Origin of the sequence: Longimicrobium sp. (genome assembly GCF_036280135.1) — a bacterium.
Lineage (GTDB): Bacteria > Gemmatimonadota > Gemmatimonadetes > Longimicrobiales > Longimicrobiaceae > Longimicrobium.
Genome location: NZ_DASURI010000117.1, coordinates 1 through 19307, shown reverse-complemented (window position 1 = coordinate 19307; position 19307 = coordinate 1). Strand labels below are relative to the sequence as shown.

Here is a 19307-nt window from a genome sequence, read left to right as displayed (position 1 = left end):
CCGGCACGAACCGTCCAAGCAGGTCGCTGCCGGCACGATCCGTCCGCTTCCGGCAGACCCTGGCCCGTACCCCAGCGCACCTGCCACGCCCCGCGCACGTTGCTGGCCCGGAGCGTGCAGCCGCACGTCCGTTCCATTTCCGAAGCCGCAAGCAGCACGGCAGACCGCAACCGACAGACCGACCTGAGGCCGCATGGCGCAGTCCCGCGAGCGCGTCCCCGTTCAGATTCTCGAGCACGACCAGATCGCCAGCACCCTGGCCCGCCGCATTGCCGACGTCATCCGCACCGCCAACGGTGAGGGACGCCCGGCCGTGCTGGGCCTGGCCACCGGCAGCACGCCCATCGGCATCTACCGCGAGCTCATCCGCATGCACCGGGATGAAGGGCTCGACTTTGGCAACGTCGTGAGCTTCAACCTCGACGAGTACTACCCCATGGCGCCGGACAGCATCCACAGCTACCACCGGTACATGTGGGAGAACCTGTTCGAGCACATCAACATCCCGCGCGAGAACGTCAACATCCCCCCCGGCGACATCCCCCGCGAGCAGGTGGAGGAGCACTGCCGCCGGTACGAGGCGGACATCGCCGCGCTGGGCGGGATCGACTTCCAGCTGCTGGGCATCGGCAAGACGGGCCACATCGGCTTCAACGAGCCGGGCTCCGGCGTGGAGTCGCGCACGCGGCTGATCGCGCTGGACACCGTGACCCGCCGCGACGCCGCCGCCGACTTCTTTGGCGAGGACAACGTGCCCACGGAGGCCATCACCATGGGCGTGGCCTCCATCCTCGAGGCCAAGGAAGTGGCCCTCGTGGCCACGGGCGAGCACAAGGCCGGCATCCTGCGCCGCGCCGTGGAGGGCGAGCCGGACCCCGACGTGGCCGCCACGTACCTGCAGACGCACCCCAACGCCACCTTCTACATCGACCCGGCCGCCGCGGCGGAGCTCACGCGCGTAAAGACGCCGTGGGTGGTGGGCGAGGTGCGGTGGACGCGCGACCTGGAGATGCGCGCCGTCATCTGGCTGAGCGAGGTGGCCGGCAAGAGCATCCTGCGCCTGGACAACGACGACTACCGCGAGCACCACCTGTCCAGCCTGCTGGCGCGCTACGGCAGCGCGGGGCCGCTCAACGGCGAGATCTTCAACGCGCTCATCTCCAAGATCCGCGGCAAGAGCAAGCTGCCGGCGGGCAAGCGCATCATCGTCTTCAGCCCGCACCCGGACGACGACGTGATCTCCATGGGCGGCATTCTCAACAAGCTGCACCAGAACGAAAACGACATCGTCGTGGCGTACCAGACGTCGGGCAACATCGCCGTCTTTGACCACGAGGTGCGGCGGTACCTCGATTTCCTCAACCGCTTTGGCCGCGACTTCGAGGTGGGCGACGGGGGGCTCGAGGCCCTCACGGGCAAGATGGAGCAGTTCCTGGACAACAAGAAGCCCGGCCAGGTCGACATCCCCGAGGTGCAGACCATCAAGCAGCGCATCCGCGAGGCCGAGGCCGTGTCGGGCATCGAGACGTTCGGGATGCGCAAGGAGCAGGCGTGCTTTCTCAAGCTGCCCTTCTACCAGACGGGCAAGGTGCGCAAGGATCCCATCGGCCCCGAGGACGTGCGCATCACCCTGGAGCTGCTGGAGGACCACAAGCCGGAGCTGGTGTTCGTGGCCGGCGACCTGTCGGACCCGCACGGCACCCACCGCATGTGCCTGGAGGCGGTGATGCGCGCCCTGGACGAGTACGCGGGCCCGGCGCCCGAGGTGTGGTACTACCGCGGCGCCTGGCAGGAGTGGCCCGTGAGCGAGGCCGACGTGCTCGTCCCGCTCTCCGAGGAGGAGCTGCGGACCAAGATCCTGGCCATCTACAAGCACCAGAGCCAAAAGGACAAGGCGCCGTTCCCGGGGCAGGACGACCGCGAGTTCTGGCAGCGCGTGGAGGAGCGCAACACGGGCACGGCGCGCATCGTGGACCGGCTGGGGCTTCCGGAGTACTTCGCCATGGAGGCGTACGTCGTCCGCCGCAACGGCCAGCCGCTGGAGGTGGAGACGGTGTCCACCAGCGCGCTGGGCGAAGGCTCGCGGCGGCGCCGCGCCACGGACTATCCCGGCACGGGGACGGGCTCACAGCCGGGGCTGGAGGGCGACTCGGCCGAGGTGGGCGAGGCGGGCGGCCAGGTGACTCACTGAACCGTTCGATGCAGCCATCGATCTTCGCGGGCGTGGACGGGGGAGGGACAAAGTCGACCCTCCTCCTGGCCGACGCCGCCGGCAACGAGCTGGCGCGGGTGAGCGGGGCCGCCGGCCTGGTGGACCCGCGCCACCCCGAGCGCAGCGCCGAGGTCATCGCGCAACTGGTGCGGATGGCGTCGGCGCAGGCCGGGCTTTCGGCGCCGCCGGCGGCCCTGTGCGCGGGGCTGGCAGGCGTGGGCAACGAGGCCGAGCGCGTGGCCGTGGAGCAGGCGCTGGCGGGCGTGGCGGGCGTGGCGCGCGTGGTGAGCGACGGCGAGATCGCGCTGCACGGCGCGTTCGACGGCGGGCCCGGCGTGCTGCTCATCGCCGGCACGGGCTCCGTGGCGTACGGCCGCGGCCCGGACGGGCGCACCGAGCGCTGCGGCGGCTGGGGGATGTACGTGGGCGACGAGGGGAGCGGCTACGCGCTGGGCCGCGCGGCGCTGGCGGCCGCCCTGCGCTCCGTGGATGGGCGCGAGGCCGACACGCGCCTGCTCCCCGTGCTGCTGGAGCTGCTCAAGATGGAAGGCCCGCGCGAGATTCCGCCCTGGGCGGGCCGCGCGGCCAAGGGCGACGTTGCGGCGCTCGCGCGGCACGTGCTGGACGTAGCCGCGGCGGGCGACGCGGTGGCCCTGCGGCTGGTGGAGCAGCAGGCGGCGGAGCTGGCCAGCCACGTGATGGCCCTGGCGCACCGGCTGGGTCCCTGGCCCGGCGACGTGCCCGTGGTCTTTCACGGGGGTGTGCTGCGCAGCGGGCTGTACGCCACGCTCGTGGACCGCAACCTGGCGCAGAACGCCCACCGCTACCAGATCCAGCCCGCCCGGGCGGATGCCGTGCACGGCGCCCTCGCCTACGCCCGCGCGCTCGCCGGCACGGCCGCCGCGGCGTAGCGTCGCTTTTCGGCGCGGGCTTCCCCGCCCGCGCCGCTTTCTTCCTCCTGCTCGACTCCCCCGGACGCCGAGGTCCGCCGCCTGGCCGACGCGTCCGCCCGCGCACCCGTGCCTTCCCTCGCACCGGACAGATCGCCGCGAGCGTGATTCAGCGCCGTCCGTAATGCCCTCGCGCAAACGAAAAGAGAATACCACCCGGCCTGACACGGTACACGATCCGGTCTTCCGGCGTGATTCGGCGAGACCATTGCCCCTGCATGTCATGTCTCAGGGGCTCCGGCTTTCCCATCCCGGAGAATGGGTCGCGCAGAACCTCTTCGACCAGACGCATGATGCGCAGAGCGGTTTTCTGATCCGCCCCGATCCAGTACACGAGATCGGACCTGAACGTCCGAAGCAGAATCGCCTGCCGCTCTTCAAGGGGAACGGCAGGCGATCGTTCGGAATCCCGAGGACGTCGGTACTTGGCAGCAGTCATCGTTGATCCTCCCAAAACGGTTTTCGGGGCTTACGTAGACAACTCCTTCGGACTGGGGAGCGGCGCACGTAGTCGAAGGGCTGTTTTACGCGTTCCATGCTCATGGCAAAAAATCCCATGGCATCCAGCTCCCAATTGACGCGTCGGATCTCGTCCGCAAAGTCGGGATGCTCCGCGAGATATCCGGTCATCGTATCCCGTATCGTCCCACGCCGGATTCCCCCCATCCATGTGGGGCGGATACGCGGACGCAAAAGCTTCGTGGCCATAGCTCAGCAGGAACTCGAGTTTCGAGTCATCGTTCTCCGCGGCTCGTAATCGAACGGCTGGCGGACACCTTCCATCGACATCGGCTCCCATGCCCACGCGTCCAACTCGCGACTCATCCGCCGCAACCTCTCCAGCAATTCCGGGTGCTCAGCCAGATACGCGGTCATCGTATCGCGGACGGCGCCCCGACGCAGGCCGGCTCGCCACGTGGGCGGAGTGCGAAGGCGCGAACGTCGCGATGGCATGTCGGGGCCGGGGTTTCGCGGTGTCGGGGCGACGCTCTATGATGCATCACACTTGCCGTGACTGTCAAGTCCGTCCAGTATCCGCCATGGACGGAACGGCTGATTCCTGATGTTGTCTTGCTTTTTACCTCGTCGAGGCCGATGCGACCGCTGAAATCGCTCCTTTTGTCCCCGCTGTGTTTCGCCGCCGCGGCCTGCGGCGGGGGCCCCGCGCCCTCCGTCGGGCCCGCGCCCGCGCCCGCGCCGGCCGACGCGCCGTACGACCTGCTCATCCGCAACGGGATGATCGTGGACGGCACGGGCAGCCCGTGGGTGCGCGGCGACGTGGCCATCCGCGGCGACCGCATCGCGGCCGTGGGGCTGCTGCGCACGGCCCAGGCGCGCGACACGCTCGACGCCACGGGGCTCGTCATCTCGCCGGGGTGGATCGACATGCTGGGCCACTCGGAGTACCCGCTGCTGGGCGACGGCCGGGCCATCAGCAAGATCACCCAGGGCATCACGAGCGAGATCACGGGCGAGGTGACCAGCGTGGTGCCCGTGAACGCCAATACCCTGCGCGAGCTGGGGCAGGACGACGTGCCCTGGCGCGACCTGGACGGCTACTTTCGCGCGCTGGAGGCGGCCAGGCCGGCCATCAACCTGGGCACCTTCGTCACCGTGGGCTCCGTGCGCCGCTACGTGATGGGCGACGCCGACCGCGCGCCCACGCCCGTGGAGCTGGACACCATGCGCGCCCTGGTCGCGGCGGCCATGGAGGACGGCGCCATGGGGCTCAGCTCCGGCCTGATCTACGCGCCGGCGTCGTACGCGTCCACGGAGGAGGTCATCGAGCTGGCGCGGGTGGCCGCGGCGTACGGCGGCGGGTACGCGTCGCACATGCGCTCCGAGGGCGACCGGCTGGTGGAGGCCGTGAACGAGGCCATCCGCATCGGCGAGACGGCGGGGACGTGGGTGCAGATCCACCACCTCAAGGCGTCGGGCCGGCCCAACTGGGGCAAGATGCCGCAGGCCGTGGGCGCCATCGACGCGGCGCGGGCGCGGGGCGTGGACGTGACGGCGGACCAGTACCCGTACCCCGCCAGCGGCACGGGGCTGGACGCCATCATCCCCAACTGGGCGCACGCGGGCGGCACGGACTCGCTCCTGGCGCGCCTGGCGGACCCGGCGACGCGCGCCCGGCTGCGCGCGGAGCTCACGGCGGGCGGGGCCGAGACCAACATCGGCACGTCCGCGGGCGGGCCGTCGGGGGTGATGATCGCGGGCGTGACGGTGGACAGCCTGCGCCGCTACCAGGGCATGCGGCTGACGGAGATGGCCGCCGCCCGCGGGCAGGAGGTGGTGGACGCCGTGTTCGACCTGCTGCTGGCGGACCGCGCGGAGACGTCGGCCATCTACTTCTCCATGTCGGAGGAGGACATCGAGTACGCCATGCGCCAGCCGTGGGTGATGGTGGGCATCGATGCCGGCGCGCGTGCCGCGGATTCCACCGTGAGCGGCAAGCCGCACCCGCGCGCGTACGGCTCGTTTCCCCGCATCCTTTGCCGCTACGTGCGCGAGCGGGGCGTGATCACGCTGCCGGATGCCATCCGCCGCTTTACCTCGCTCCCCGCGCAGCGCGTGGGGCTGGACGACCGCGGGGTGATCAAGGAGGGGATGTACGCCGACTTCACCATCTTTGACCCGAACACCGTCTGCGACCGCGCCACGTTCGAGGAGCCGGTGCAGGTGAGCGAGGGCATCGTGCACGTGATCGTGAACGGCGTCCCCGTGCTGCGCGACGGCACCCCCACGGATGCACGTCCCGGCCGGGCCCTTCGCCGCGGTGGCACCCGCTGAGCGCGGAGGAACAGATTGGCTCACACGGGGCCTTCGGCCAACGGAGTCAACGGTAACGGCAACGGCGGACGGGGTCGCGAATCGTCGCGGATTGGTTGGCGGGCAGGGTTCCGGACGAGGGCGTCGTGCAAGATATTCCGAGCAGACCAGCGCAGCTCCCGACTGAGCGGGTAAACCCGCCGCTGGGAAAGCCATAAGCCCCGCCCCGGCCGCTCACGCGGCCGTGCGGGGCTTCAACTGCTCACGACGGCCTTCAGGAGTGCCCATGCGTCATCCAAAGACACGGCTGTACGTGCACCTCATCTGGGCCACATGGGACCGCGCGCCGTTGATCACACCGGACATCCGCGACCGCATCTATCCCATGATGCAGCGCCACGCATCGGAGATGGGCGCGGAGGTGATTGCGATGGGCGGCATCGAGGACCACGTGCACGTGCTTACCCGCTATCCGCCGACGTTAGCGATCTCCGATCTCGTGGGGCGGATGAAGGGCGCGTCGTCCTACCTGGCGGCGCAGGTGATGGGGAAACCGTTCAAGTGGCAGGGTGCGTACGGCGCCTTTACGCTCTCGGCGTCCGGCTTGGCGAGGGCGCGCGAGTACGTGCTGAACCAGGAGGCGCATCACAAGAACGGGACGACGTACCGAGCCCTGGAGGACACGCAGGAATAGCAGGCAGGAGAGCAGTTGAAGCCCCGTTCGGCGACGCGACAGCGGCGCCGAGACGGGGCTTATGGCTGTCCCAGCGGCGGGTTTACCCGCTCAGGCTGGGGGCAAGCGTTAACGCACAAGCGTACGGCCTCGGAATTCTCCTGCGGCGGGCCGGCCTTACTCTGCCGCCTGTGTCTCCTCTCCCGCCTCGCTCGCCTCACCCTGTTCCTCCGGCGTGACGGCGCCGTGGCGGCCGGGGGCCTCGGCGCCGTCGGGGACGCGCGGCACCATCAGCGTCAGGCGGTGCGCGCCCAGGCCGTACTCGAAGCGGCGGGCCGTGAGCGGCTCGCCGTCGGCGTTCACCGTCATCTCCTCCTCGGACTCCACCAGCAGCTCCGGCACCTTGAGGTACGTGACCTTGGGGTGGTTCACGTGCCGCCCCGCGCGGATCTGCGGCGCCAGGCGCACGATGTCCACGTGGCTCATCTCCTCCACGATGCACAGGTCCAGCAGCCGGTCGGCCGGGTCGGCCCCCGGCGTCACCCAGTTGCCGCCGCCCGTGCGCCACGCGTTGCCCACGGCGAACAGCAGGAACCCGCCCTCGAACACCGTCTCGCCGTTGGCCGTGAAGCGGGCATGCGACGCCTTGAGCTGCACGAACTTCTTGACGCCCGTCACGAGGTACGCCACGGGCCCCAGCACGCGCTTGAGCTCGGCGGGGGCGTCGTCCGTGGCCTCGGCGCCGGCGCCGCCCGTGGACACGTTCAGGAAGTAGCGCCCGTTCACCTGCCCCACGTCCACGCGGTACGGGTGGCCGGCGGCCGCCTCCAGCAGCGCGCCCTCGGGGTCGCCCGTGCGGATGCCCAGCCCGCCCGCCAGGTCGTTGCCCGTGCCCAGCGGCACAATGCCCAGCCGCGGCAGCACCGATGCGCTGTCCTCGTGCCCCTCGATCCAGTCGAACAGCCCGTTCACCACCTCGTTGATGGTGCCGTCGCCGCCGCCCGCCACCACGAGGTCCGCGCCGTACTCCGCGGACTTCCAGGCGAACCGGTGCGCGTCGCCGCTTTCGAAGGTCACGCGGGGATGCACCGTATGGCCCTCGGCGCGCAGCCGTTCCACCCCGCGCCGCAGCGACTCCACCGCCTCGGGCGACGGCGGGTTGATGATGAGAGAGATCTGCACGGGATACGTCCGCGTGGGGGCTCGGTCTGCACTCGGGTCGGCGCCGGAGGGAGCAAGAGGTACGCCAGGGAGGGCCCTCACCCGCGGGGGGCCCTCACCCCGCTCGTTCCTCGCGGCCCTCTCCCGCAAACTGCGCGGGAGAGGGTGTACACTTCTACGGGGCTTGGCGGTGGATGGCTTGTGCTCAACCGCGACACGCCGGATAGCTACGTCAGGCCCGGCTCACCTTCGGTCCCGCGCCGGAGCGAATGAATTCGCCGCTGGAACTTCGCGAAGTCCGCCTGCGCGGACTGCACCGCCGCCATCCCGCGGTGGAAACACGCTTCGCCGCCGGGTCGCGGCCCGTCTTGGCGGTTGAAGCCCTGTTCGCAGAGCGCGTCGGCGCGAGACAGGGCTTATGGCTTTCCCAGCGGCGGATTTATCCGCTCAGGCTGGGTCCCGGCGTTTCGGTCGGGGTACGGCTTCTGCCCCGCGCGCTGTCCCATATCGCTCTGCCGATTCGGATCCACCCGCCCGATCCACGTCCGCCTCTGCCACCCGATCCGCGTCCACCGCCCGATCCGCATCGCCCCCCGATCTGCATCCGCCGCCTGATCTGCATCTGCCGCCCGATCCGCATCCGCCGCCGATCCGCATCCGCCCCATCCACCCCGCCGAATCCTCCCCACTTTTCCCCACCGCGCCCGCTCCGGCCTCGCTCCGGACCCGCATCCCGCGCCACGCCTGCATCCTCCCGCATCCGGCCACCCTGCTCGTTCGGCGTATGTTCGCCTTGACTCTCCCCCGGACCCCATTACCTTGTGGGTCGTGGTGGGATGAAGTGGGGGATTGTGGGGGATGATGGCGGGCACGGGCAACGGAACCCCATGACCGGCTTCCTGGGAAGCTATCAGCACCAGATCGACGACAAGGGCCGGCTCAGCCTCCCCGCCTCGTTTCGGCGAGACGGGGGAGAGGAGCCGATGGTCCTGGTGCATGCGTTTCCCGACGCCCTCACCCTCTACCCCCGCCAGACGTGGGTGGAGGTCGAAACCCGCCTGCGCGAGATGCTTCGGCTGAACCCGCAGGCCCGGCCGTACGTGCTGCGGGTGACGGCCAACGCCGCCGAGGTCGTGCCCGACAAGCAGGGCCGCATCCTGGTCCCCGCCCGCCTGCAGGAGGCCGTGGGGATCACGGGACCCACCCTCGTCGTGGGCGCCATCGACCGCATCGAGCTGTGGAGCCCCGACCGCTTCGCCGCCGTTACGGCCGAGCCCGTGCCCGACGTGGACCGGCTCACGCACCAGATTTTCGGCTAGATCCCTTCATCCGACCCGGAGACCGAATGGTCCTTCCCGCGAACCTCGCCCCGCTCGCTCCGCTTGCCGCGCCGCCGGTGCCGTGCGGGATGGACCGGCACGTGGGGCCTTTCGAGCCCGTGGAAGAGCTGGCGTCCTTTCTGGGCACCAGCTGGTTCTGCTGCCGCGCCTGCCAGGCCATGGTCACGCGCCGCAACGCCCGCGGCGCCCTCGTGGCGGCGTGACGCTCCCCTACGCGTCGGGCTATCACGCGCCCGTCATGGTGCGTGAGTGCATGGACCTGCTCCAGCCGGAGCGGGGCGGGACGTTTTTGGACGGAACCCTGGGCGGGGGCGGGCACTCCGAGGCGCTGCTGGAGCGCGGGCCGTCCGCCATCCTCTACGGCGTGGACCGCGACCCCGACGCGCTGGCCGAGGCAGGGACGCGGCTGGCGCGCTTCGGCGAGCGGTTTCGCCCCGTGAAGGCCAACTTCGCCGACGCGCTGGAGACGGCGGGGATCGCGGATGGAACGCTGGACGGCGTGCTGCTGGACCTGGGGATCAGCTCGCACCAGGTCGACGTGGACGCGCGCGGGTTCACCTTTCGTCCCGGCGCGCCCCTGGACATGCGGATGGGGCAGGGAACGGCGGACGAGCCCACGGCGGCGGACCTGCTGAACGAGATGGATGAGGCGGAGCTGGCCAACGTCTTTTACCGCTACGGCGAGGAGCGGCGCTCGCGGAAGCTGGCCCGCGTCGTGGCCGAGATGCGCGACGCGGAGCCGTTCGAGACCAGCGACCAGCTGCAGCGCGCCATCGACCGCGCCCTGGGCGCGCGGACGGAGATCGCGGACCGCGCGCGCATCTTCCAGGCGCTGCGCATTGCCGTGAACGGGGAAATCGAGGCGCTGGAGCGCGCCCTGGAGCGCTTTCGCGACGCGCTGGCGCCGGGCGGCGTCTTCGCGGTCATGTCGTACCACTCGCTGGAAGACCGGCTGGTGAAGAACGCCTTTCGCGACTGGAGCCTGGAGTGCGTGTGCCCGCCGGGCCTGCCCGTGTGCAGGTGCCGGGGCCGCGCGCTGGGCACCACGCTCACGCGCAAGCCCGTCTCCGCGTCCGACGAGGAGGTGGCCGCCAACCCCCGCGCCCGCAGCGCCCGCCTGCGCGGGTGGAGGGCCGCGTGAGCACGGACGCGTTCGACGCGCTGCGCCGCCCCCTGCGGGCCCGCGCGGCGGAAAAGGCCGCCCAGTGGGAGGCGCCGCAGGCCGGCCGCGCGGAGCGGCGCGAGCGGCGGCGCTCCGCCCTTTTTCGGGGATTCGTCGTCTGCTGCATGGCGGGATCGCTGGTGTCCGTGGTCTGGCGGCAGACGGAAGGCGTGGCGCGCCAGCGGGAGCTGACGCGGCTGGAGAACGAGACGAGCATCGCGGAGGCGGAGCGGGTGGAGTGGGCCAACCGCATCCAGGGGCTGCAGACGCGCGCGCGGGTCACCCGCGTGGCGCAGCAGCGCCTGGGGCTGCACGTGGCGCGTGACGACGAGGTGGTGCTGCTGCCCGTCCCCGCGCAGGCGCTGGAGGCACGGCCGTGAGCACGGGCGAAAAGCTCCCCGTCCGCGTGGGCTGGGACAGCGAGGAGCGGCTGCGCAACCGGCGCCGCCTGCTCGTCGCGTCCATCCTGCTGGCCGCCGGCCTGGTCGTCGGCCGGTCCGTTCAGCTGCAGGGGTTCGAGGGAAAGCAGTGGAAGCAGGCCGCGGCGGACCAGCACCAGGCCCGCGTGCCGCTTCCCGCGCGCCGCGGCGCCATCCTGGACCGGGACGGCGTCCCGCTGGCGCTCACGCGCGAGACGTTCGGCCTGTCCATCGCGCCCAACGAGCTGCGCGACCGCGACGAGACGGCGGCGCGGCTGAGCGACGCGCTTGACCTGACGCGCGCCGCCGCCCGCCGCGCCACGGACCCCCGGCGGAAGTGGATCGTGCTCCCCGGCCGCTTTACGGCGGACCAGCGCCGCGCCCTGGGCGACGCCCGCGGACTGCACTGGGAGCGCCGGCTGGAGCGCTTCTACCCGCAGGGCCGCGTGGGCCGCGAGGTGCTGGGCGGCGTGGGCGCGGACGGGCGCGCGCAGGGCGGCATGGAGCAGGCGCTTGACGAGATGCTGCGCGGGCGCGACGGCTACTCCATCCTGCGCCGCGACGCGCGGGGCAAGCAGATGGCGTCCGTCGCCCTTCCCGCCGTGGAGGCCACGGACGGCAACGACGTCTACCTGACCATCGACTTCGACCTGCAGGAGATCGCCGATGCGGCGCTCCAGCAGGCCATCGACAGCACCAACGCGTCCGGCGGCGACCTGCTTCTCCTCGATCCGCGGACGGGGGAGATCCTGGCCGCCGTGAGCAAGCGGGCCGGCGGCGTGCGCGACGTGGGCGCCTTCATCGAGCCGTACGAGCCGGGCTCCGTCCTCAAGCCGTTCTTCGTCTCCACCCTGCTGGCCACGGGCCGGGCGCGGATGGAGGAGCGGGTGAGCGGCGAGGGCGGCCGCTGGACGGACCCCAACGGCCGCGTGCACACGGACGTGCACCCGTACGACATGCTCACCCTGCGCGACGCGCTGCGGGTGAGCAGCAACATCGGCATGGTCAAGTTCGCGCCGCGCCTTTCGCCCGGGCAGCAGTTCGGCTACCTGCGCGACTTCGGCTTCGGCACGCCGGCGGGGGTGGAGTACCCGGTGGAGTCCGGCGGGCGCCTGCCGAGGCCGGACCGCTGGTCGCGGATGACGTCGTCCTCCCTGGCCACGGGCTACGAGGTGAGCGTCACGCCCCTGCAGCTGGCCCTGGCGTACGGCGCCCTGGCCAACGGCGGCTCGCTCATGGAGCCGCGCCTGGTCCGCGAGGTGCGCGCGTCCGGCGGCCGCACGCTGGAGCGCCGCGAGCCCCGCGAGGTGCGCCGCGTGGTGCCGCGCAACGTCGCCACGCAGATCCGCGACGTGCTGGTCTCCGTCGTGGAGGACGGCACGGCCACGCGGGCGTCGCTCTCCACCTTCGAGGTGGCCGGCAAGACGGGGACGGCGCGGCGGACCGGAGCGAACGGGCGATACGAGGCGGGCGCGTACAACGCCACCTTCGTGGGCTTCTTTCCCGCGCGCGATCCCCAGCTGACGATCCTCGTCCGCCTGGACCGGCCCCAGGGCGACTACTACGGCGGGCTGACGGCGGCGCCCGTGACCCGCGAGACGCTGCAGGCCATCCTGGCCGCGCGCTCGCCCGGACTGGACCGGCGCGCCCTGCTGGCCACGCGGCTCCCCGCGCAGGCGCCGCCGTCGAAGACCGGCGACACGCGCAGCGACCCGCCGCCGGCCGGCGCGGAGGGCGTGTACGTCTTCGTGAGCACGGAGGAGCTGCGCAAGGCGGCGGAACCGCCCCCGGCGGACGTGGTGCCCGTGCCCGACGTGAGCGGGCTGCCGCTGCGGGACGCGGCGCGCAGGCTGCACGCGCTGGGCGTCCGCGTCCGGGTGCAGGGAAGCGGCGCCGTGCGCTCCACCCAGCCCGCCGCGGGGCAGCCCGTGGCCCGCGGAGACACGCTGCTGATCGTGGGAGAAAGCCGATGACCAACCGCCGCACCACGCTCGGCGCCCTCGAGGCGCGTCTCGCCCGCGAGGACCTCCTGGCGGGCGACGGCCGTTTGTCCGCGGGCCACGCCACTCGCGAGGTGTGGGACGTGACGGCGGATTCGCGGCAGGTGCGCGTGGGCGCCGTCTTTTGCGCCTGGCGCGGCACCAGCGCCGACAGCCACCAGTACCTGTCCGCCGTGTCGGAGCTGGGCGCGGCGGGCATCGTGGCCGAGGCGTGCGACGACGCCGTCCCCACGCCGCAGGTCTGCGTGTCGGATGGGCGGCTGGGCGCAGCGTTCGCCGCCGCGGAGTTCTTCGGCGACCCGTGGGCGGAGATGACGCTCGTGGGCGTGACGGGCACCAACGGCAAGACGACGACGGCGGCCATGCTGCGCCACCTGCTGGGGCTGGACGGCGGCGCGGGCTACATCGGCACGCTGGGCGCCATCGGCGCGGACGGCGAGGTGATCCCGGGGACGGAGGGATTGACGACGCCGGGGCCGGTGGAGGCCGCGCGGTGGCTGCGCCGCTTCCTGGACGAGGGCGTCAGCCGCGTGGCCATGGAGGTCAGCAGCCACGCGCTGGACCAGGCGCGGATGGCGGCGGCCCGCTTCGACGCGGCCGTCTTCACCAACCTCACCCGTGACCACCTCGACTATCACGGGACGATGGAGGCGTACCGCGAGGCCAAGCTCCGCCTCCTTGCGCTGCTGAAGCCCAACGGCGCCGCCGTGATGAACTGCGACGATCCCGAGTGGCGCGACGTGACCTCGCCCGTGGGGCGGACCATCCGCTTCGGGGTGGCGCACCCGGAGCAGGCGGACGTGGCGGCGGAGGACATGCGCGTGGGCCCCGGGGGGATGGAGTTCACCCTGCGGACGCCGGACGGCAGCGAGCCCGTGGCCCTGCCCATCTTCGGCGACTTCAACGTCAGCAACGCCGTCGCCTCCGCCGCCGTCCTCTGGTCCCTGGGGTGGACGCCGGGGCGGATCGCGGAGGCGCTGGGGGCGCTGCCGCAGGTGCCCGGCCGGCTGGAGCGCATCTCCGGCCCGCCGGCCAGCGCCACCGTGCTGCGTGACTACGCCCACACGCCGGATGCCCTGGAGCGGGCCCTGCTGGCCGTCCGTCCGCTCGTGAAGGGGCGGCTGATCGTCGTCTTCGGCGCGGGGGGCGACCGCGACACGGGCAAGCGGCCGGAGATGGGCGCCATCGCCGCGCGCCTGGCGGACCTGGCCATCGTCACCTCCGACAACCCGCGGACGGAAGATCCCGAGCGGATCCTGGACGACATCGAACGCGGCATGGAGGATGCACCGCGCCTGCGGCTTTCCGACCGACGCGAGGCCATCCGCACCGCACTCACCGAAGGACGCCCGGACGACCTGGTGCTCCTGGCCGGCAAGGGCCACGAGACGTACCAGATCGTCGGCACGGAAAAGCGTCCGTTCGATGAGCGCGCGATCGTGCAGGAGCTCCTCGCGGAGATGCATTCCGCCGCTGGAGGTGACGTTTGACGGGGTTCCGCTGGACCGCCGACGAGGTTCGCGCCGCGCTGGGGCTCGATGCCCCCGTGGGCATGATGGAGTTCACGGGCATTTCGACGGACACGCGCCACATCGCGCCCGGCTCGCTGTTCGTCGCCCTGCGGGGCGCCAACTTCGACGGGCACGACTACCTGGCGCAGGCCGCGCAGTCCGGCGCCCTGGCCGCCATTGTCAGCCGCGCGGAGGGCGCGCCGGAGGGCATGCCCCTCTTCGTGGTCCCCGACACGCTGCACGCGCTGGGCGCGCTGGGCCGGCATCGGCGCCGGGCCTTGGGCGGGCGCGTGGTCGCCGTCGCGGGGAGCAACGGCAAGACGACGACGAAGGAATTGCTGCGCGCCGTGTTGTCGCCCGCGTTCCGGGTGCACGCCACGGATGCCAACCTGAACAACCAGGTGGGCGTGCCCCTCACGCTCCTGGCCACGCCGGACGAGGCGGAGGCCGTGATCGTGGAGACGGGGACCAACGAGCCGGGCGAGATCACGCTGCTGTCGCGCATCGTGGAGCCGGACGCGGCCCTCATCACCTCCATTGGCGAGGAGCACCTGGAGGGGCTGGGCTCCGTGGAGGGCGTGCTGCAGGAGGAGCTGGCCGTGTTCGACGGGCTGCGGCAGAACGGGGTCGGCGTCGTGGCGGACGAGCCCAACGAGCTGCCGGAGGGTGCCATGCAGCGCATCGGCGGCGTGCGGCTGCGGGTGGCGGGCTTCAGCAGCGAGACGGACCTGCGGCCGGACGGAGGCAAGGAGGGCGTTCGCTTCCGCCCGGACGGCAGCACGGAGTGGAGCTTCCGCGGCGTGCCCGTCCACCTTCCCCTGCCGGGGATGCACAACGTCCGCAACGCGCTGCTGGCGCTGGGCGTGGCCGTGGAGTGGGGCGTGCCGCTGGAGGACGCCGTGCGCGGGCTGGGGGCGATGAAGGCGCCCAAGATGCGCAACGAGTGGGTGCGCATCGGGCCCATGAACCTCATCGCGGACTGCTACAACGCCAACCCGCCCAGCATGCGCGCGGCGCTGGACCTGCTGGCCACGGTGCCGGCGGAGGGGGAGAAGATCGCCGTCATCGGCACCATGCGCGAACTGGGCGACCATGGCGACCGGCTGCACCGCGAGCTGGCCCTGCACGCCGCGGGATTGATCGGCCACGGCATCGACCGCGTGGTGGCGACCGGCGAGTTCGTCCGCGCCTTTGGCGAGAACGACAGCGAGCTGGGAGACCGGCTGATCGCGGCCGAGGACCCGCTGCAGGCGTACGAGGCGCTGCGCCCCACCCTGCGCGGGGGCGAGACCCTGCTGCTCAAGGGCTCGCGGGGCGTGCAGCTGGAGCGGCTCCTTCCGCTCATCGAGCGTGACTTCGCGCAGGGCTCACCGCAGACCGCCTGACCGGGAACGGATTCCGTGTTCTACCTCCTGCTGGTGCCGCTGGCGCAGTACAACATCGCCTTCAACCTCTTCCGCTTCCAGACGTTCCGGGCGGCGGGGGCGGTGGTGACGGCGTTCGCGGTGGCGTTCTGGTTCGGCCCCGCCATCATCTCGCGGCTGCGGATGCTCAAGGTGGGGCAGGTGGTGCGCACCGAGGGCCCCCAGACGCACCTGGGCAAGAGCGGGACGCCCACCATGGGCGGCGTGCTGATCATCCTCAGCACCGTCATCCCCGTCTTTTTGTGGGCGAGGCTGGACAACTGGTACACCATCCTGGCCCTCGTCGTCCTCATCGTCCTGGGGATCGTGGGGTTCCTGGACGACTACCTCAAGATCGTCCGCAAGAACACGGGCGGCCTCAAGGGGCGGTACAAGATCGTGGGGCAGGCGGGGATCGGGATCGTGCTGGGGACGGCGCTGGTGCTGCTGGACATGAGCGCGCCCATCCCGGCCACGTGGACGCAGATCCCGTTCTTCAAGAGCATCCACATGGAGTTCTGGCCGCCCCTGTACATCCTGTGGGTGGCGTTCATCGTCGTGGGCTGCAGCAACGCGGTGAACCTGACGGACGGCCTGGACGGCCTGGCGGCGGGGCTCAGCGCCATCGCCTGCGCCACCTTCGGCGTGTTCGCGTACCTGCTGGGCCGCATCGACGCGTCGGACTACCTGAACGTGTTCTACCTGCCGGGCGTGGGCGAGCTGAGCATCTTCTGCGTGGCGCTGGCCGGCGGATGCATGGGCTTCCTGTGGTACAACGCGCACCCGGCCGAGGTGTTCATGGGCGACACGGGCTCGCTGGCCATCGGCGGCGTGCTGGGCGCCGTGGCGGTGATGCTCAAGGCGGAGTTCCTGCTGGCCATCGTGGGCGCCGTCTTCGTGGCCGAGGCGCTCTCCGTGGCCTCGCAGACGGTCTACTTCAAGTGGACCAAGAACCGCACGGGCACGGGCCGGCGCATCTTCCGGATGGCGCCGCTGCATCACCACTTCGAGCAGATCGGCTGGCACGAGAGCAAGGTGATCATCCGCTTCTGGATCGCGGGGATCATCTGCGCCCTGGCCGCCTTCGCCACGCTCAAGATCCGCTGATGCCGAAGTCCCTCGCGGGCGAGCAGATCGGGATCCTGGGGCTGGCCCGCAGCGGGCTGGCCGCCGCGCGGCTGGCCCTGGCCCGCGGCGCGCGCGTCTACGCCAGCGACGCCGGCGATTCCGACGCGTCGCGCCAGGCGGCGGAGACCGTCCGTTCGCTCGGCGGCGACGCGGAGACGGGCGGGCACGATTTGACCAAGCTGGGCGCGTCGGACCGCATCGTCCTGTCCCCCGGCATCCCGCCCACGGCGAAGGTGCTGAAGGAAGAGGCGATCGGGGGGATCCCCGTCGTTCCCGAGATCGAGCTGGCGTACGAGCAGCTGGACTGCCCCGTCATCGCCATCACGGGGACGAATGGAAAGACGACCGTGACGGCGCTCATCGAGCACCTGATGCGCGGGGACGGCATCGACGCGGTGGCGGGCGGCAACATCGGCACGGCGCTCAGCGAGGTGGCCCTGCGCGAGCCCCAGCCGGCGTGGGCCATCGTGGAGTGCAGCTCGTTCCAGCTGGGGGGCATCCGCCACTTCAATCCGAAGATCGGCGTGCTGACGAACCTGGCCCCGGACCACCTGGACTGGTACCCGGACCTGGAGGCGTACTACGCGGACAAGGCGCGGATGTACGTCAACGCCTCCGCCGACAGCCTGTGGATCCTGAACGCGGAGGACGAGCGCGCGGCCACGCTGCTGGGCGACGCGCCGGGCACGCGCCTGTACTTTCGCGCGGAGACGCCGCCGGACTCGGAGGACGAGCTGGGCGGATGGGTGTCGAGCGGCACGCTGGTGATCCGCACGGAGCCGGGACGCACCGAGCGGGTGATCCCCGCGGCGGGGCTGCAGATCCTGGGGCCGCACAACATCGCCAACGCGCTGGCGGCGGCGCTGGCCGCGCGGCTGGCGGGCGCATCGCTGGAGGGGATCGCGGAGGGGCTGCGCACGTTCCAGGCGCCGCCGCACCGCCTGCAGCCCGTGGCCGACGTGGACGGCGTGCTGTGGGTCAACGACAGCAAGGCCACCAACATCGCGTCCACGCGGGTGGCCGTCCGCGGCATGACCCGGCCGACGGTGCTGCTGCTGGGCGGCAAGCACAAGGGCGAGCCGTACACGGAGCTGCTGCCGGACCTGGCGGGCCACGTCCGCGCGGTGATCGCGTACGGCGAGGCCGCGCCGCTCATCGTGGCGGACCTGGAGGGCAAGGCGCCCGTGGAGCGCGTGGACGGCCCGTTCGAGGACGTCGTCCGCCGCGCGCGGGAGAGGGCGCACGAGGGTGACGCCGTGCTGCTGAGCCCGGCGTGCAGCAGCTTCGACATGTTCAGGAACTACGAGGCGCGGGGAGAGCGCTTCGCCCAGCTGGCCCGGGAGGGGCGCGCAGGATGACGAGCATCGCACTGGGATGGCGCCGCAAGCGCACGGCCGCCGCGCCCGCGCAGCCGGCCGTGACGCCGCGCGAGCGCGCGCCCAGCCGGGCGCCCGCCGCCGTGCGCGAGGAAACGTGGGAGATGCGCGCCCTGGTGGCGCTCACGCTGGCCGCGTTCGCCTTTGGGCTCACGGAGATGTACAGCGCCAGCTCGTTCCTGGCCGCCAGCAACGGGCTGCCGGGGCACTACTTCGCCTGGAAGCAGCTCACGGGCGCGGTGATGGGCGCCGTGATCGCCATCGCCCTGGCGAGGATGGACTACCGCCGCTGGCGCCGCATCGCCTGGCCCATGCTGCTGGCGGTGACGGCCATGCTGGTCCTCGTCGTCATGCCGGGGACGGAGGCCATCGCCCCGCGGGTGAACGGCGCGCGCCGCTGGCTGAACGTGGGCATCCAGTTCCAGCCGTCGGAGTTCGCCAAGATCGCCGTCATCGCGTGGACGGCGGCCCTGGCCGTCAAGAAGGCCGACAAGCTGCACTCGCTGAGCAAGGGCCTCATGCCCTTCCTGGTGGTGTGGATGCCCATCGTGCTGCTGGTGCTCAAGCAGCCCAACATGAGCGCGGCCCTGCTGATCGTCCTCCTCGCGGCGCTGGTGCTGTTCGCGGGCGGGGCGCGCATCGGCCACTTCATCCTGCTGGGGCTGCTGGCCGTGCCCGTGCTGTGGAAGCTCATCGAGGGCGAGGGCTACCGCGCGCGCAGAATCGCGGCATTTCTCGACCCGATGCACGACACGGGCGGGGTGAGCTACCAGATCCACCAGTCGCTCATCGCCATCGGCAGCGGCGGCTTGAGCGGGGTGGGCTTCGGCGAGAGCCAGCAGAAGTACGGGTTCCTCCCCGAGCCGCACAACGACTTTCTCTTCTCCATGATCGCGGAGGAGTGGGGGCTGCTGGGCATTTTGGCGTGCGTGGTGATCTTCGCCGGCTTCCTGGTGGTGGGCTACCGCATCGCGGCGCGGGCGCCGGACCGCTTTGGCTACCTGCTGGCCATCGGGATGACGAACCTGATCGCCGTGTCGGCGTTCCTGCACATGGGCGTGGCCCTGGCGCTGCTTCCGACGACGGGCGTGGCGATGCCGTTCATGTCCTACGGCCGGTCGGCCCTGCTGACGGCGTTCGCGGCGGTGGGCATCCTGCTCAGCGTGGCGCGCGCCTCCGACGGACGGGAGGTGGCGCGAT

16 protein-coding genes are annotated in these 19307 nt (G+C 71.6%); 14 read left to right on the top strand and 2 right to left on the bottom strand.

Annotated features, from left to right (window positions below):
* Window positions 1-193 precede the first annotated feature (193 nt).
* The gene (gene nagB, locus VFZ20_RS03740) at window positions 194-2191 is read left to right on the top strand and encodes a glucosamine-6-phosphate deaminase (protein WP_329682487.1); all 1998 of its coding nucleotides are present in this window, start codon (window positions 194-196) and stop codon (window positions 2189-2191) included.
* An 8-nt stretch (window positions 2192-2199) separates the two neighbouring features.
* Complete coding sequence (locus VFZ20_RS03735) at window positions 2200-3123, top strand: BadF/BadG/BcrA/BcrD ATPase family protein (protein WP_329682486.1); 924 nt, start codon at window positions 2200-2202, stop codon at window positions 3121-3123.
* A 148-nt stretch (window positions 3124-3271) separates the two neighbouring features.
* Here VFZ20_RS03735 and VFZ20_RS03730 read toward each other — a convergent pair whose 3' ends face one another.
* Window positions 3272-3601: a Txe/YoeB family addiction module toxin gene (locus VFZ20_RS03730; RefSeq protein WP_329682485.1), complete on the bottom strand. Its 330-nt coding sequence runs from the start codon at window positions 3599-3601 to the stop codon at window positions 3272-3274.
* 656 nt (window positions 3602-4257) lie between these two features.
* Between VFZ20_RS03730 and VFZ20_RS03725 the strand changes: the two genes are divergently transcribed.
* Both VFZ20_RS03725 and tnpA read left to right on the top strand, forming a co-directional pair.
* Window positions 4258-5955 carry a D-aminoacylase gene (locus VFZ20_RS03725; protein WP_329682484.1) on the top strand — a complete coding sequence of 566 codons (1698 nt, stop codon included), beginning with the start codon at window positions 4258-4260 and terminating at the stop codon, window positions 5953-5955.
* A gap of 265 nt (window positions 5956-6220) precedes the next feature.
* A complete protein-coding gene (gene tnpA, locus VFZ20_RS03720) occupies window positions 6221-6628 on the top strand; it encodes an IS200/IS605 family transposase (RefSeq protein WP_329682483.1) in 408 nt (135 codons plus the stop codon).
* Between the two features lie 156 nt (window positions 6629-6784).
* Here the strand turns inward: tnpA and VFZ20_RS03715 are convergent, their stop codons facing one another.
* Complete coding sequence (locus VFZ20_RS03715; RefSeq protein WP_329682482.1) at window positions 6785-7789, bottom strand: diacylglycerol/lipid kinase family protein; 1005 nt, start codon at window positions 7787-7789, stop codon at window positions 6785-6787.
* Window positions 7790-8655: 866 nt separating this feature from the next.
* Between VFZ20_RS03715 and VFZ20_RS03710 the strand changes: the two genes are divergently transcribed.
* The 10 genes from VFZ20_RS03710 to VFZ20_RS03665 form a co-directional block, all read left to right on the top strand.
* Window positions 8656-9087 (top strand): division/cell wall cluster transcriptional repressor MraZ, encoded by a 432-nt coding sequence (locus tag VFZ20_RS03710; RefSeq protein WP_329682481.1) that lies wholly within the window; start codon window positions 8656-8658, stop codon window positions 9085-9087.
* A 26-nt stretch (window positions 9088-9113) separates the two neighbouring features.
* Window positions 9114-9311 carry a hypothetical protein gene (locus tag VFZ20_RS03705; RefSeq protein ID WP_329682480.1) on the top strand — a complete coding sequence of 66 codons (198 nt, stop codon included), beginning with the start codon at window positions 9114-9116 and terminating at the stop codon, window positions 9309-9311.
* Window positions 9308-10249: a 16S rRNA (cytosine(1402)-N(4))-methyltransferase RsmH gene (gene rsmH / locus VFZ20_RS03700; RefSeq protein WP_329682479.1), complete on the top strand. Its 942-nt coding sequence runs from the start codon at window positions 9308-9310 to the stop codon at window positions 10247-10249. Before VFZ20_RS03705 ends, rsmH begins: the two co-directional genes overlap by 4 nt.
* Window positions 10246-10650 (top strand): hypothetical protein, encoded by a 405-nt coding sequence (locus VFZ20_RS03695; RefSeq protein WP_329682478.1) that lies wholly within the window; start codon window positions 10246-10248, stop codon window positions 10648-10650. The genes rsmH and VFZ20_RS03695 overlap by 4 nt, the downstream gene beginning before the upstream one ends.
* Entirely contained in the window at window positions 10647-12662 is a 2016-nt protein-coding gene (locus VFZ20_RS03690; RefSeq protein ID WP_329682477.1) for a penicillin-binding transpeptidase domain-containing protein, read from the top strand. Before VFZ20_RS03695 ends, VFZ20_RS03690 begins: the two co-directional genes overlap by 4 nt.
* Window positions 12659-14179 carry a UDP-N-acetylmuramoyl-L-alanyl-D-glutamate--2,6-diaminopimelate ligase gene (locus VFZ20_RS03685; protein ID WP_329682476.1) on the top strand — a complete coding sequence of 507 codons (1521 nt, stop codon included), beginning with the start codon at window positions 12659-12661 and terminating at the stop codon, window positions 14177-14179. Before VFZ20_RS03690 ends, VFZ20_RS03685 begins: the two co-directional genes overlap by 4 nt.
* Window positions 14176-15585 carry a UDP-N-acetylmuramoyl-tripeptide--D-alanyl-D-alanine ligase gene (locus VFZ20_RS03680; RefSeq protein ID WP_329682475.1) on the top strand — a complete coding sequence of 470 codons (1410 nt, stop codon included), beginning with the start codon at window positions 14176-14178 and terminating at the stop codon, window positions 15583-15585. Before VFZ20_RS03685 ends, VFZ20_RS03680 begins: the two co-directional genes overlap by 4 nt.
* 15 nt (window positions 15586-15600) lie before the next feature.
* Window positions 15601-16710 carry a phospho-N-acetylmuramoyl-pentapeptide-transferase gene (gene mraY, locus VFZ20_RS03675; protein ID WP_329682474.1) on the top strand — a complete coding sequence of 370 codons (1110 nt, stop codon included), beginning with the start codon at window positions 15601-15603 and terminating at the stop codon, window positions 16708-16710.
* Window positions 16710-18089 carry a UDP-N-acetylmuramoyl-L-alanine--D-glutamate ligase gene (murD, locus tag VFZ20_RS03670; protein WP_329682473.1) on the top strand — a complete coding sequence of 460 codons (1380 nt, stop codon included), beginning with the start codon at window positions 16710-16712 and terminating at the stop codon, window positions 18087-18089. The genes mraY and murD overlap by 1 nt, the downstream gene beginning before the upstream one ends.
* Window positions 18086-19307: putative peptidoglycan glycosyltransferase FtsW (locus tag VFZ20_RS03665; RefSeq protein ID WP_329682472.1), on the top strand; the 1222-nt coding region annotated here is incomplete at its 3' end. The genes murD and VFZ20_RS03665, both read left to right, overlap by 4 nt.